This window comes from Pseudomonas sp. GW-45, from assembly GCF_056896675.1.
Genome location: NZ_CM167674.1, coordinates 3,168,976 through 3,181,591 on the forward strand (window position 1 = coordinate 3,168,976; position 12,616 = coordinate 3,181,591).

13 protein-coding genes and 1 riboswitch are annotated in these 12,616 nt (G+C 56.6%); of the genes, 10 read left to right on the plus strand and 3 right to left on the minus strand.

Translation table 11 applies throughout. The annotated features are described in order from the left end of the window. Positions 1 to 8: 8 nt before the first annotated feature. On the plus strand, positions 9 to 431 hold the full coding sequence (gene hemJ / locus AC1XYH_RS14795; protein ID WP_483323900.1) for a protoporphyrinogen oxidase HemJ: 423 nt from the start codon (positions 9 to 11) through the stop codon (positions 429 to 431). Here the strand turns inward: hemJ and AC1XYH_RS14800 are convergent, their stop codons facing one another. Further along, positions 432 to 1,913, minus strand: a complete 1,482-nt coding sequence (locus tag AC1XYH_RS14800; protein ID WP_483326392.1) for an AAA family ATPase — start codon at positions 1,911 to 1,913, stop codon at positions 432 to 434. 305 nt (positions 1,914 to 2,218) lie between these two features. Between AC1XYH_RS14800 and AC1XYH_RS14805 the strand changes: the two genes are divergently transcribed. Together AC1XYH_RS14805 and coq7 are read left to right on the plus strand one after the other, a co-directional pair. Beyond that, positions 2,219 to 2,557: a histidine triad nucleotide-binding protein gene (locus AC1XYH_RS14805; RefSeq protein ID WP_483323901.1), complete on the plus strand. Its 339-nt coding sequence runs from the start codon at positions 2,219 to 2,221 to the stop codon at positions 2,555 to 2,557. A 71-nt stretch (positions 2,558 to 2,628) separates the two neighbouring features. Continuing rightward, a complete protein-coding gene (gene coq7, locus AC1XYH_RS14810; RefSeq protein WP_483323902.1) occupies positions 2,629 to 3,276 on the plus strand; it encodes a 2-polyprenyl-3-methyl-6-methoxy-1,4-benzoquinone monooxygenase in 648 nt (215 codons plus the stop codon). Here coq7 and AC1XYH_RS14815 read toward each other — a convergent pair. Both AC1XYH_RS14815 and AC1XYH_RS14820 read right to left on the minus strand, forming a co-directional pair. Then, the gene (locus AC1XYH_RS14815) at positions 3,264 to 3,539 is read right to left on the minus strand and encodes a DUF1145 domain-containing protein (protein WP_483323903.1); all 276 of its coding nucleotides are present in this window, start codon (positions 3,537 to 3,539) and stop codon (positions 3,264 to 3,266) included. The two genes, coq7 and AC1XYH_RS14815, sit on opposite strands and share 13 nt — an antisense overlap. A 138-nt stretch (positions 3,540 to 3,677) precedes the next feature. Next, the gene (locus AC1XYH_RS14820; protein WP_483323904.1) at positions 3,678 to 4,100 is read right to left on the minus strand and encodes an OsmC family protein; all 423 of its coding nucleotides are present in this window, start codon (positions 4,098 to 4,100) and stop codon (positions 3,678 to 3,680) included. 180 nt (positions 4,101 to 4,280) lie between these two features. Between AC1XYH_RS14820 and crp the strand changes: the two genes are divergently transcribed. From crp to AC1XYH_RS14855, 7 genes are all read left to right on the plus strand, one after another. After that, positions 4,281 to 4,925 carry a cAMP-activated global transcriptional regulator CRP gene (crp, locus tag AC1XYH_RS14825; RefSeq protein WP_483326393.1) on the plus strand — a complete coding sequence of 215 codons (645 nt, stop codon included), beginning with the start codon at positions 4,281 to 4,283 and terminating at the stop codon, positions 4,923 to 4,925. Between the two features lie 125 nt (positions 4,926 to 5,050). Next, positions 5,051 to 6,403: an adenosylmethionine--8-amino-7-oxononanoate transaminase gene (locus AC1XYH_RS14830; protein WP_483323905.1), complete on the plus strand. Its 1,353-nt coding sequence runs from the start codon at positions 5,051 to 5,053 to the stop codon at positions 6,401 to 6,403. A gap of 4 nt (positions 6,404 to 6,407) precedes the next feature. Then, on the plus strand, positions 6,408 to 7,130 hold the full coding sequence (locus AC1XYH_RS14835) for a 16S rRNA (uracil(1498)-N(3))-methyltransferase (protein WP_483323906.1): 723 nt from the start codon (positions 6,408 to 6,410) through the stop codon (positions 7,128 to 7,130). Positions 7,131 to 7,222: 92 nt separating this feature from the next. Continuing rightward, entirely contained in the window at positions 7,223 to 7,462 is a 240-nt protein-coding gene (locus AC1XYH_RS14840) for an exodeoxyribonuclease VII small subunit (RefSeq protein WP_483323907.1), read from the plus strand. Further along, a complete protein-coding gene (locus AC1XYH_RS14845; RefSeq protein WP_483323908.1) occupies positions 7,459 to 8,346 on the plus strand; it encodes a polyprenyl synthetase family protein in 888 nt (295 codons plus the stop codon). Before AC1XYH_RS14840 ends, AC1XYH_RS14845 begins: the two co-directional genes overlap by 4 nt. A 94-nt stretch (positions 8,347 to 8,440) precedes the next feature. After that, on the plus strand, positions 8,441 to 10,357 hold the full coding sequence (gene dxs, locus AC1XYH_RS14850) for a 1-deoxy-D-xylulose-5-phosphate synthase (protein WP_483323909.1): 1,917 nt from the start codon (positions 8,441 to 8,443) through the stop codon (positions 10,355 to 10,357). A gap of 21 nt (positions 10,358 to 10,378) precedes the next feature. After that, positions 10,379 to 10,582: riboswitch (cobalamin riboswitch) on the plus strand. A gap of 129 nt (positions 10,583 to 10,711) precedes the next feature. Next, a complete protein-coding gene (locus AC1XYH_RS14855; RefSeq protein ID WP_483323910.1) occupies positions 10,712 to 12,544 on the plus strand; it encodes a TonB-dependent receptor domain-containing protein in 1,833 nt (610 codons plus the stop codon). The last annotated feature ends 72 nt before the right edge of the window (positions 12,545 to 12,616 follow it).

A 12,616-nucleotide genomic window follows, 5' to 3' on the forward strand; every position in this document is an offset into this window, starting at 1 on the left:
AGCAATCCGTGTACCTTTGGATCAAGGCCTTCCACATCATGGCCGTTATGACCTGGTTCGCCGGGCTATTTTACCTGCCACGCCTGTTCGTGTATCACGCACAGAGTGAAGACAGTATCAGCCGCGAGCGGTTCAAGGTGATGGAGCGCAAACTGTATCGCGGCATCATGACCCCGTCGATGCTGATCGCTCTGACCTTGGGCATCTGGCTGCTGTATCTACAACCCGCCTGGCTGAGCCAAGGCTGGATGCATGCAAAACTCACGTTGGTCGTGTTGCTGATTGGCTACCACCACATGTGTGGCGCGATGCTTAAACGCTTTGCTGCCGATGCCAATACCCGCTCCCACGTTTTTTATCGCTGGTTCAACGAGGCGCCAGTATTGGCATTGGTTGGCATAGTGTTGCTGGTAGTAGTGAAGCCCTTCTGATCAATCGGCGCGCACCGCGCGGTCCTTTGCCCAGGCCCGCAGCGCGCCCAACTTCTCTGCCATGACCACCGACAGCGGCGATGTCTCGCTAAGCGCCTTGAGCACATGCTCTTCTTTGACTAACTGCTCACTGGCGGCGGCGCAATAAACTGCACTGACCACCGCCTGTTCTATTTCAGCACCCGAGAACCCATCACTGGCCAAGGCTAAAGCGGCCAAGTCAAATTGCTCTGCTGCCAACTCACGTTTTGCTAAATGAATACCGAAAATATCCGCACGAATCGCTGCATCTGGCAGGTCGACAAAAAACAGCTCATCGATGCGACCTTTACGAATCAGCTCAGGTGGCAGCTGCGTCACATCGTTTGAGGTCGCGACCAAAAAGACCCGCGAGCTGCGCTCTGCCATCCAGGTCAATAATGTACCGAGCAGCCGACGTGACACGCCCTGATCGCTGCCATCGGCCGCCAACCCTTTCTCTATCTCATCAATCCAGAGCACACAAGGTTCCAACGCATCGGCTAGTTGCAGCGCATCGCGCAGATTCTTTTCGGTTTCACCTATGTATTTGTTATACAGGCCAGCGACGTCCAGACGCAGCAACGGCAGCCCCCACAAACCTGCTACCGCCTTGGCTGCGAGGCTCTTACCGGCGCCCTGCACACCCACCAGCAACACACCGCGCGGTATGTCTTTTATGCTCGCATTACCGTTGAATGCGCTCTCCCGCTCAGTCAACCAGCGCTTCAACTGTTTTAAACCACCAACCTCGGCAAAGCGCGCAGTTTCCTGCTCATAGCTGAGCACACCGTGCATATCCAGCAGCTCAAACTTGGCTTTGTTCAGCGTCGGCAGGTCTTCCTGGGTGATAGCACCGTCATCAACAATCAGATTGCGCGCCAGACGGCGAGCCTCTTCATGGGTAGTGCCACGCAAATTACGCACGACTTGCTGCAAAGTCTGGTTATCCGTACGCACCCGTTCGCCGCGGTTCTGCTCACTCCAGCGTGTTGCCTCGTCACGCACAATGGCCGCCAGCTGTTCGTCCGACGGCATGCTCAAACTGATACGCGCGGCTAAACGGCTTAGCTCTGGCGGCAAGGGTAGAGCGTGACTGACGAGAATCAGCGTGGGGGCCGCCTTTTCAGACGCCATCGCCAAACTCTTCAGCAGTCTGACAATACGTGGCGAGTCGAGAAAGGGGTGCAGGTCGCAGAGCACGTACAGGGCCGGTTCGCCCTCGCGGCGAATTTGTTCCAACGCGGTTTCCGCGTCGCGAGTGTCCTGCTCAGCATCCATCTCGACACCAAAACCCAGCCGGCTGAGGCCATCTATATGGTTCCAGGTGTAATACGTCTGCGCACGCCGGACCGCGAGCGTGGCGATAGTCTGCAACACCCTCGCCTCTTCCCAAGACTCGATGACCACCAGACGCACGCGTGAATCCAGTACCAATGCCAAATCATGAATATCGTTTTTCAAACGCACACTCCATTGCTGCATTTTCAGCGCCACGCTCAGCTGCCGCTGGTTGAACCAGGAGCCTGTCGGCCTTAACCGCCCGTAGCGAAGGAAAGCCCGATTGGAGGCAGTTTTTGTGGTCTTTTGAGGCGAATAGTCATTCTATTCAACAAAAAAGAGCGCAGAAAATGACCCAACTCGGCTTTTCCGCAACAGGGCAGTGTTAAGTCCGGCAGGCTCATAGTGCCATTCTAATCTGCTGCCGTTACACTGAGACCATCGAACCCGGACACCCCGGCATCATGTTGCCTTGTAAGGAGCTCAGTGTGGATTGTCTGTTCTGCAAAATCGTCGACGGCAAGATTCCGTCCAAAAAGATATATGAAGACGAGCACGCCGTCGCCTTTCATGACATCAACCCGCAAGCACCAGTGCATTTTCTAGTTATCCCGAAAAAGCACATCGCGACCCTGAATGACATGACCGAGGAAGACCGCGCCACCGTTGGCCATATGGTCTTTACAGCACAAAAGCTGGCAAAAGAATTAGGCTGCGACGCAGGCTTTCGTACCGTATTCAATTGCAACGAACAGGGTGGCCAGACGGTCTACCATATTCATCTGCACGTGCTGGGGCAGCGGCAGATGACGTGGCCGCCGGGCTAAGAATCAACCCAATCCCAGCGTATTAATTCGCACCTTTTCCATACTCTGCACTCGCCAACGAGGGACAGAAGATGAGCACATCACGTCACTATAGCTTTCTTGATCGCCTGCTTAATCAGGCAGACCAGTCATTGCGCACGCTCGTACCCGGTGCCGCTCAACCAAACCGACCTTCACCCGCGCAGCATCTGGCCAACGTGCCCATGGACGAGGAGGAGCGCCTGCATATTGCTGGACTGATGCGCATCAACCACACCGGCGAAGTTTGCGCGCAGGCGCTGTATCAGGGCCAGGCGCTGACTGCCAAGCTCCCCAATGTACGTGAAAAAATGGAGCACGCGGCAGCCGAAGAAATCGATCACTTGGCGTGGTGTGAACAGCGTCTGACCGAATTGAATAGCCGCACCAGTGTCTTCAATCCGCTGTTCTACGGCTTGTCGTTTGGTATTGGCGCCGCAGCCGGGCTGATCAGTGATCGCATCAGCCTCGGCTTTGTTGCCGCAACAGAAGAACAGGTAGAGCGCCATTTAGACGACCACCTGAACCAATTGCCGCAAGAGGACATCAAGTCACGCGCCATTCTCGAACAAATGCGGGAAGACGAGATTGAGCACGGCAATCAGGCGCTCGAAGCGGGCGGGGTGGTATTTCCAGCACCGGTGAAACAGGCCATGACGCTACTGTCCAAGGTCATGACCAAGATCACTTACAAGGCTTGATTCACCGCTGCGCGGGTATCTGGCGCTTTGACGTAGAAAACGCCAAACAACATAACCAGGGCGAACTGCTTAAGCGGGGAGCCCAGCTTCTTCAGCTGTTTGCCTACCAGCGCCCATTCAACCAAATGAATTAGCACAATGGTCAGCGCCAGCCAGTTGAGACGCTGAGGGTTGGGCACCTGAACCAGGCCCAACAAGCTGAGGATGACCAGCAGCCAGAAAGCCAAGGTCAATAATTTACCGATGAGAAAGACCACGCGCATTTTCTTGTTCCTATCTTATGGGTTAACGGCAACCGTTGAGCGGCTATCTACCCGCGCCATGGTAAACCCTGCAGCACACAGCATAAGGGCCTGACTCGCCATTCGTCAGGCCGAATGTGCCAACTCCATACGTACACTTCAGTCGATCTCAATGATCTCGTAATCGTGCGTCACCTCAACGCCGGCACGCGCCATCAAGATCGAAGCCGAGCAATACTTTTCAGCCGATAACTCAACCGCGCGCTTGACCTGAGTTTCTTTCAAATTCTTGCCTGTTATTACAAAGCGCAGATGAATCTTGGTGAACACTTTGGGTTCGATATCGGCCCGTTCGGCATCCAGCAAGGTGTGCACATCACGAATATCTTGCCGCGACTTTTTCAGAATGCTGACCACGTCATAACTGGCGCAACCGCCCAGCCCGACCAATACGGTTTCCATTGGGCGAATGCCCATATTGCGACCGCCCGACTCTTCCGGACCATCCATCACCACTGTGTGACCGCTCCCAGACTCACCCAGGAACATCACCCCGTCGACCCACTTGATATGCGCTTTCATCTTCTAAATCCCGCCGTTCAATCATCTCAGATGAGGCGCAGAATACCACAGCCGTCACATGGCGGACCGCCGCGCTGGCCATGACTGTAAAAACTGGACATAATCTCGATTGGTCTCATGCTGAGGCTGACACGGATGCCCCGCATCTTCGGTTTGCGCGAATACGGCCAGGACACTTTAATGGTTTCGATCACCCTGACACCTAAAATAAAAAACCTCGATGCATTCCTTGCGCATTGCCATCGACGCCGCTTTTCGGCACGCAGCACGGTCATCCATGCTGGCGATCAGTCCGACAGTCTTTTCTATATCATCAAAGGTTCGGTCACCATCCTGATTGAAGACGATCAGGGTCGCGAAATGATCATCGCCTATCTAAACCAGGGCGACTTTTTCGGCGAGATGGGCCTATTCGATATGACGCCCGCGCCGCATGACCGTACCGCGTGGGTACGCGCAAAATGTGAGTGCGAGGTGGCTGAAATCACCTATGCCAAATTCCGCGAGCTTACTCAGCGCGACCCGGACCTGCTGTACGCGGTCGGCAAGCAAATGGCTGAACGCCTGCACGCTACCACCCGCAAGGTCGGCGACCTGGCCTTTCTTGATGTGACTGGCCGCGTTGCCGGCACCCTGCTGGATCTGTGCAAACAGCCCGATGCTATGACCCATCCGGACGGCATGCAGATCAAAATCACCCGCCAGGAGATCGGTCGTATTGTCGGCTGCTCGCGTGAAATGGTCGGCCGCGTGCTCAAGAGCCTGGAAGAACAGGGCCTGATCGAAGTCAAAGGCAAAACCATGGTGGTCTACGGCACCCGCTGAGCCCGCACCCTGCGTGCTGGGTCTGTGTACCCTGCACGCTGAAAACCAACCCTCCTTCGACCTCGGCAGCCACTGCCCGCCTCATGTACAATTCAGCGACTACGGTTTCTGACAACGAGGTGAACATGGGCTTGAATAACGACTGGATGCAACGCGACGTTTCGGTGCTATGGCACCCCTGCACCCAAATGAAAGACCATGAGCACATGCCGATCATCCCAATCCAACGGGGCGAAGGTATCTGGCTGCACGATTTTGAAGGCAACCGCTACATGGATGCCGTCAGCTCCTGGTGGGTCAACATCTTTGGCCACGCTAACCCTTATATCAATCAGCGCATCAAGGATCAGCTCGACACTCTCGAGCACGTAATTCTTGCCGGCTTCAGCCACCCACCGGTGATTGAGTTGTCTGAGCGCCTGGTGAAAATGACGCCCGCCGCCCTGACCCGCTGTTTCTACGCAGACAATGGCTCGTCGTGCATTGAAGTCGCGCTGAAGATGAGTTTTCACTACTGGCTGAACATCGGTAAGCCGGAGAAAAAGCGTTTTATTACGCTCTCCAACAGTTATCACGGTGAAACGCTAGCCGCGCTGGCGGTAGGCGATGTGGCGCTGTACAAAGAAACTTATCAGCCGCTACTGATGGAAGTGATAACCGTACCCTCCCCCGACTGCTACGACCGCGAAGAAGGCGAAAGCTGGGAAGAACACAGCCGCAAAATGTTTGCGCATATGGAGAAAGCGCTGGAAGAGAATCATCAGGACGTGGCAGCGGTTATCGTTGAGCCCCTGATCCAGTGCGCCGGCGGTATGCGCATGTACCACCCGGTCTACCTCAAGCTGTTGCGCGAGGCTTGTGACCGCTACGGCGTGCACCTGATTCATGACGAGATCGCCGTTGGCTTCGGTCGTACCGGTACGCTATTTGCCTGCGAGCAGGCCGATATAGCGCCTGACTTTCTCTGCTTGTCGAAGGCTCTGACCGCTGGCTACCTGCCAATGGCCGTATGCATGACCACCGACAAAATCTACCAAGCCTTCTACGACGACTACGAGAGCATGCGCGCCTTTTTGCACTCACACAGCTACACCGGCAACCCGCTCGCTTGCGCCGCCGCACTGGCGACGCTGGACCTACTCGAGCGCGACAACGTGATTGAAGCCAACAAAACACTGTCTGCCCACATGACCAAAGCAACCGCACACTTTGTTGATCACCCGCACGTGGCGGAAGTGCGTCAAACCGGCATGGTGCTGGCAATTGAAATGGTCAAGAACAAAGCGACCAAGGAAGCTTACCCCTGGCAGGAGCGTCGCGGCATTCGGGTGTATCAGCACGCGTTGAAAAATGAAGCCATGCTACGTCCGCTCGGTAGCGTGGTTTACTTTATGCCGCCCTACGTGATCACCCCGGACCAGATAGACCACCTCGCCAGCGTTGCCTGGGAAGGTATTCAACTGGCGACGCGGGACTGAATCGGTGCGCGTTTCCCGTTTTTACCTCGATACGCCGCTTAACCAAGGCGAACAAACACTGACTGGTGACGTCGCGCATTACATCGCGCGCGTTTTGCGGTTAGGGCCGGGCGCGCCCGTGCAGATATTCAACGGCAGTGGCCAGGAATGGCCAGGCGAGGTCGTCGCCGCGGGTAAACGTGAGGTTGTGGTCAAGCTGCAAGCGCCCGTCGAAGGCATGCCAGAATCGCCGTTGCACACCCATCTCGGTCAGACTATGTCGCGCGGCGACCGGATGGACTGGGCGATTCAGAAAGCCGTTGAACTGGGCGTCAATCAGATAACCCCGCTGCTTACCGAGCGCTGCGAAGTTAAATTACAGGGTGAACGCGCGGATAAACGTCAGGCGCACTGGCAGCAAGTGGCGGTGAGTGCGTGCGAACAATGCGGGCGCAGCGTGGTTCCGGTGATACATCCGCCCGTCGCCCTACAGGACTGGATGGCATCATTAACCAGCGACCTTAAACTGGTACTGCATCACCGTACCGAGCAGGATCTGGATCAGCTGCCGCACCCGACTTCGCTAGCCTTGCTGATTGGCCCTGAAGGTGGCCTGAGTGCCGACGAAATCCAACAGGCCGAAGCGGCCGGTTTTATCGCCGCACGTTTTGGCCCGAGGGTGCTGCGCACCGAAACCGCTCCCATAGTAGCTTTGAGCATGGCCCAGCAACGCTGGGGAGATTTCTAGCAGGCAGCGCAGGTGCTGCAACGCCGATTGACCCCATCCCCACCCTTGGGTAATGTTCAGCCGTTTCACCCACGCCGTAGAAGAGGTAGCGCATGGCACGGAAAAAAACCACCGTGGACTTTGAACAGTCCCTCGGCGAGCTACAAAAGCTGGTCGAACGACTGGAAAGCGGCGAACTCAGCCTGGAAGAGTCGCTCAGCTCCTTCGAGCAAGGCGTTGCGCTGACCCGCGATTGCCAACAGGCGCTCACTCAAGCCGAGCAGAAGGTACAACAGTTAGTCGAAAAGAACGGCGAGCTGACTACCGAACCTTTTGACGGCCCCGCTGAATGAGCGGATTTGCCGACTACCTTGAGTCCTGTCAGACCCGCATCAATGGCTTTTTACTAAGCCAGCTGGACACCCCTCAGCCACGCCTTGAACGTCTCTACGCTGCCATGCGCTATAGCGTCGTAAATGGCGGGAAACGGGTGCGCCCGCTGCTCTGCTACGCGACTTGCGAGGCCTTGGGCGGCAACGCCGCCTCTGCTGACCCAGCCGCCGGCGCGGTTGAACTGGTACATGCCTACTCGCTGATTCACGACGACTTGCCGGCGATGGACGACGACGATCTGCGCCGCGGCCAACCAACCTGTCACCGCGCCTTTGACGAGGCCACTGCGATCCTCGCCGGCGACGGCCTGCAGGCGCTGGCGTTCGATTGGCTAGGCCATCAAGGCGACTGGCAACCGGCCACCCGCCTGCAAATGCTACAAACACTTTCCCGCGCCGCCGGGCCGCAAGGCATGGTGGGTGGGCAAGCGATCGATCTGGGCGCAGTGGGTGAGAAAATCGATCAAGCCACGCTTGAATTGATGCATCGCCACAAGACAGGCGCGCTGATCAGCGCCAGCATTCAGCTTGGCGCCCTTGCCAGCGAGCGCGCCAGCACCGCACAGTTGCAGACATTGGCGGTATACGCAGACTGCATCGGCCTGGCCTTTCAAGTGCAGGACGATATTCTCGATATCGAAAGCGAGACCAGCGTCTTAGGCAAAACCCAGGGTGCCGATATCGCCCGCGACAAGCCTACTTACCCGGCGTTACTCGGCCTCGAAGGCGCCCATCAATTAGCCGAGCGCCTGCGCGACCAAGCCGTTGCTGCGCTGCAACCACTCGGCGAAAAAGCGGTCCATCTACAACAGCTAGCCGACTATATAGTGCAGCGCCGATTTTGATTGAGGTGTTGTTGGAGTTGGGCTATCGAGGTGCATCAGTTAAACTGCGCACTTGTTTTCCTGCCATTGCCAATGGCATTCAGAGCCTTGTTTGATGCCTAGCACCTTCCACGAAATACCGCACCAACGCCCCAGTACACCATTGCTGGACAGTCTTGACGACACCGCACAACTGCGTGAGCTGGATGAAAGCCGGCTACCTGAACTGGCGGACGAGTTGCGTGCGTTTCTGCTCTGGAGTGTAGGTCAGACAGGCGGCCATTTTGGTGCCGGACTGGGTGTTATTGAGCTGACCATTGCGCTCCATTACGCCTACCACACCCCCGAAGACCGCCTGGTATGGGACGTCGGCCATCAGGCCTACCCGCACAAAATCCTGACCGGTCGTCGTGAGCGTATGGCCAGCCTACGGCAAAAAGAAGGCTTGGCCGCCTTCCCTCGTCGCGTGGAAAGCCCGTATGACACCTTTGGCGTTGGTCATTCGAGCACCTCGATTAGCGCCGCCCTCGGCATGGCGATCGCTGCCAACCTGCAAGGGCTCGATCGCCGCACCGTGGCGGTAATTGGCGATGGCGCGTTAACGGCCGGCATGGCCTTTGAGGCGTTGAACCATGCCAGCGACGCCCAGGCCAATATGTTGGTTGTGCTCAACGACAACGACATGTCGATTTCGCGCAATGTCGGCGGTTTATCCAATTATTTGGCCAAAATTCTCTCCAGCCGCACTTATTCGCACATGCGCGAAGGCAGTAAAAAAGTGCTGTCTATGCTGCCGCAAGCCTGGGAATTGGCGCGTAAGACCGAAGAGCACGCCAAGGGCATGCTGGTACCCGGCACTTTGTTTGAAGAGTTGGGTTGGAACTACATAGGTCCGATCAACGGCCACGACCTGCCCACGCTGGTGAATACCCTGAAGAACATGCGCGACCGTAAAGGCCCGCAATTTCTGCATGTTGTCACACAGAAAGGCAAAGGGTTCTCCCCGGCTGAAGCCGATCCTATTGGTTATCACGCCATCACCAAATTCGAACCAAAACCCGCTGCGCCTGCCGGCGTCAGCAAGCCGAAGTTTTCCAATATCTTTGGCCAGTGGTTATGCGACATGGCAGAGCAGGACGCCCGTCTGATAGGCATCACTCCAGCTATGAAGGAAGGCTCTGACCTCATCGCCTTCAGCGAGCAGTATCCCAATCGCTATTTCGACGTCGCCATTGCTGAACAACATGCCGTGACCCTTGCGGCCGGCATGGCCTGCGAAGGTGCCAAACCGGTCGTTGCCATCTATTCGACTTTTTTACAGCGCGCTTACGATCAGGTCGTGCATGACGTTGCCGTGCAGAACCTTGATGTGCTGTTCGCCATAGACCGTGCAGGCTTGGTGGGCGAAGACGGCCCGACCCACGCCGGCAGCTTCGACCTGTCGTTCCTGCGTTGCCTGCCGAATATGGTGATCATGGCGCCCGCAGACGAAAACGAAACCCGGCAGATGCTCACTACTGGCTTTCTGCATAGCGGTCCGGCTGCGGTACGCTACCCACGAGGCACTGGCCCCGGCACCCCGATTGATCCCGCGCTGACCACTCTCCCAATCGGCAAAGGCGTAGTCACCCGTGAAGGTGAAGAGGTTGCCATTCTATGCTTTGGTACCTTGCATCAACAGGCGCTCAAAGCCGCTGAAACGCTGAATGCCAGCGTCGTCAACATGCGCTTCGTCAAACCATTGGACACTGAGCTAGTAGCCAAACTGAGTGCCACTCATAAACTGCTGGTGACCCTCGAAGAAAATGCAGTCATGGGCGGCGCTGGCAGCGCAGTCAACGAGTGGCTAATGGCCGAGGGCATTATTACCCCTGTGCTCAATCTAGGTCTGCCTGACATTTTTGTTGAGCACGCCAAGCCCGCGCAGATGCTAGCCGAGTGCGGGCTGGACGCCACCGGCATAGTAGCGGCCATTCGGCACCGCCTGAGCACCATACCCGAGCCCGACCAAGGGCTTGACCCGCTTAGTTGAAAGCCCTAGAGTCCGCCCCAATTCTTAGTACTCGCATTGGGTGCCTGGTCTGCCACGCTGATCAGGTGAAACGGGAAGTCGGTGCAACCCCGACACTGCCCCCGCAACGGTAAAGAGTCGCAGGCTAGCCTGCAGCTGCTGTCAGCAACGCCACTGTGCACCGCACGGGAAGGCGACAGCAGCCTGACTCTGAGTCCGGAGACCGGCCCTGTGCGCAAAGTCCATACGCCATCGCGTGCGGGCTTTTATTGCTGAGGTGTCGCGGAGGGCGTCACCGGTCGGCGTGGTTGTCCGCTGCCTGGGCCCCTCCTGACTCCCCGCCCTCCTCAAAAGCCGTACTTTTGAGGATCCAGAATGAAGCCTTCACTATTCCTACTGCCTGCTTTGCTTGCCAGTTCTATTGCTCAAGCCAGCGACCCCGTTGATTTACCCGATACCATTGTGACTGCTTCAAGGCAGGCCGAGTCCGTCAGCGACACTTCAGCAGCCACCAGCGTATTTGACCGCAATGATATTGACCGCTTGCAGCCGGTCAGCGTCACCGACTTGTTACGCCGAGTCCCGGGGATCTCGGTCACGACCAACGGCGGCATAGGTAGCCTCAGCAGCATATCTTTACGCGGTACCAGCGCGTCACAAACTCTGATACTTGTGGACGGCCAGCGGATTGCAAGTGCCAGTGCAGGCCAGGCAAGCCTCGAGTTCCTTAATGTTGACCAGATTGAGCGGGTCGAAGTCGTACGCGGCCCACGATCAGCCGTCTACGGGTCCGATGCGATTGGTGGCGTGGTTCAAATTTTTACTCGTAAAGGCAGTGAAGGCTTGAATCCTCGAGTGAAGTTTGGCGTTGGCAGCAACCAGACGTTCACCCGCGATCTAGGACTTTCCGGCGGCAACGGGCAGACTAGCTTCAACCTAGGGGCCAGCCTTGACGAAACCGCCGGCATCAACCGCACAACCAATAGCATTGGTAGTGACAACGATGATGACGGCTACCGCAACCGGGCTTTCAGCGCCAGCTTAAACCATCAGTTTACGGACAATCTGGATGCCGGCATTCAGATACTTGAGCAGAGCGGCAATACCGAGTATGACCTGTCGGGTAACCCGGAAGATGACTTTACGCTCAGCACCGTAGCCACGCATATTCAGTGGCAAGTGAACGATACGTGGCAAACTCGCATCGAGGCTGGCCATGCCGAAGACAAACGTGATACCAGCGGCTCCTTTCCCTCTGTATTCAATACTTACCGCGACTCAGCCACCTGGCTGAACCGTCTGCGCTTCAATGAACAACACCGTGTTCAAGCTGGCATCGACTGGTACGAAGATAAGCTCAGCAGCTCCACCGCGTTCAATGAAAGCGAACGATACAATCAAGCCGTTTTTGCACAGTATCGATTTGACGGGCAGCGCGTAAGCAGCGAACTGGGCTGGCGTCACGATGACAATGAGCAATTCGGCGAACAAGACAGCCTCAACGGCGCACTGATTTTTGCTCTGAGCAACGATCAACAGCTGGTAGCGTCCTATGGCGAAGGTTTTCGCGCTCCCACCTTTAACGATCTCTACTTTCCGGATTTTTGCTTCCCTCCTTTTGGTTGCAGCCCATCCTCTAACCCCAACCTAGAGCCGGAAAGTTCAAAAAGCTACGAGCTGCAATGGCGCGGCCAGCTTCAAGAGTCCACTTTGCAGGCTTCGGTTTATCGCACCGACATCGACAACCTGATCCAGCTCGATAGCGCTTTCATTCCGCAGAATATCTCCGAAGCGCGTATCAACGGTCTGGAATTGTCTGCCGAGCGTGATCTGCTAGGTTGGTATACGGTCGTTGCTGCCACTTGGCTAGATCCACGCGACCGCCAAACTGGTAACTTATTGGCCCGTCGCCCCAAGCGCATGCTCAGCGTCGACACCGATCATCAGTACGGTGATTTCGGGGTTGGCTTCACGATGGTAGCCAACAGCACCCGCTACAACGATGCGGCCAATACTCAGGAGCTATCGGGGTTTGGCACGCTGGAAGTACGGGGCAACTGGCAGATGACTGATAGCAGTCGCTGGGATCTGAGCGTTGGCAACGTGCTGGAGAAGGAGTACGCCCTCGCCAACGACTTTACCGGCAACCCTTACCGCAACGAAGAGCTGAATGCACGGCTGTCACTGAGCTGGGCACCGCAACTCTGATCTAAACTGCGGGCACAGTTTAACGTGCCCGCAGCCCTCTTTTTCCAGTCGTAATCCACCCAGCCAAGCACA

Excerpts from the sequence above, each read along its gene's own strand:
- coq7 (WP_483323902.1), top strand. The coding sequence starts at position 2,629 with ATGAGCACATCACGTCACTATAGCTTTCTTGATCGCCTGCTTAATCAG.
- AC1XYH_RS14815 (WP_483323903.1), bottom strand. The coding sequence starts at position 3,539 with ATGCGCGTGGTCTTTCTCATCGGTAAATTATTGACCTTGGCTTTCTGG.
- AC1XYH_RS14820 (WP_483323904.1), bottom strand. The coding sequence starts at position 4,100 with ATGAAAGCGCATATCAAGTGGGTCGACGGGGTGATGTTCCTGGGTGAG.
- crp (WP_483326393.1), top strand. The coding sequence starts at position 4,281 with ATGGTTTCGATCACCCTGACACCTAAAATAAAAAACCTCGATGCATTC.
- AC1XYH_RS14830 (WP_483323905.1), top strand. The coding sequence starts at position 5,051 with ATGGGCTTGAATAACGACTGGATGCAACGCGACGTTTCGGTGCTATGG.
- AC1XYH_RS14840 (WP_483323907.1), top strand. The coding sequence starts at position 7,223 with ATGGCACGGAAAAAAACCACCGTGGACTTTGAACAGTCCCTCGGCGAG.
- AC1XYH_RS14845 (WP_483323908.1), top strand. The coding sequence starts at position 7,459 with ATGAGCGGATTTGCCGACTACCTTGAGTCCTGTCAGACCCGCATCAAT.
- dxs (WP_483323909.1), top strand. The coding sequence starts at position 8,441 with ATGCCTAGCACCTTCCACGAAATACCGCACCAACGCCCCAGTACACCA.
- AC1XYH_RS14855 (WP_483323910.1), top strand. The coding sequence starts at position 10,712 with ATGAAGCCTTCACTATTCCTACTGCCTGCTTTGCTTGCCAGTTCTATT.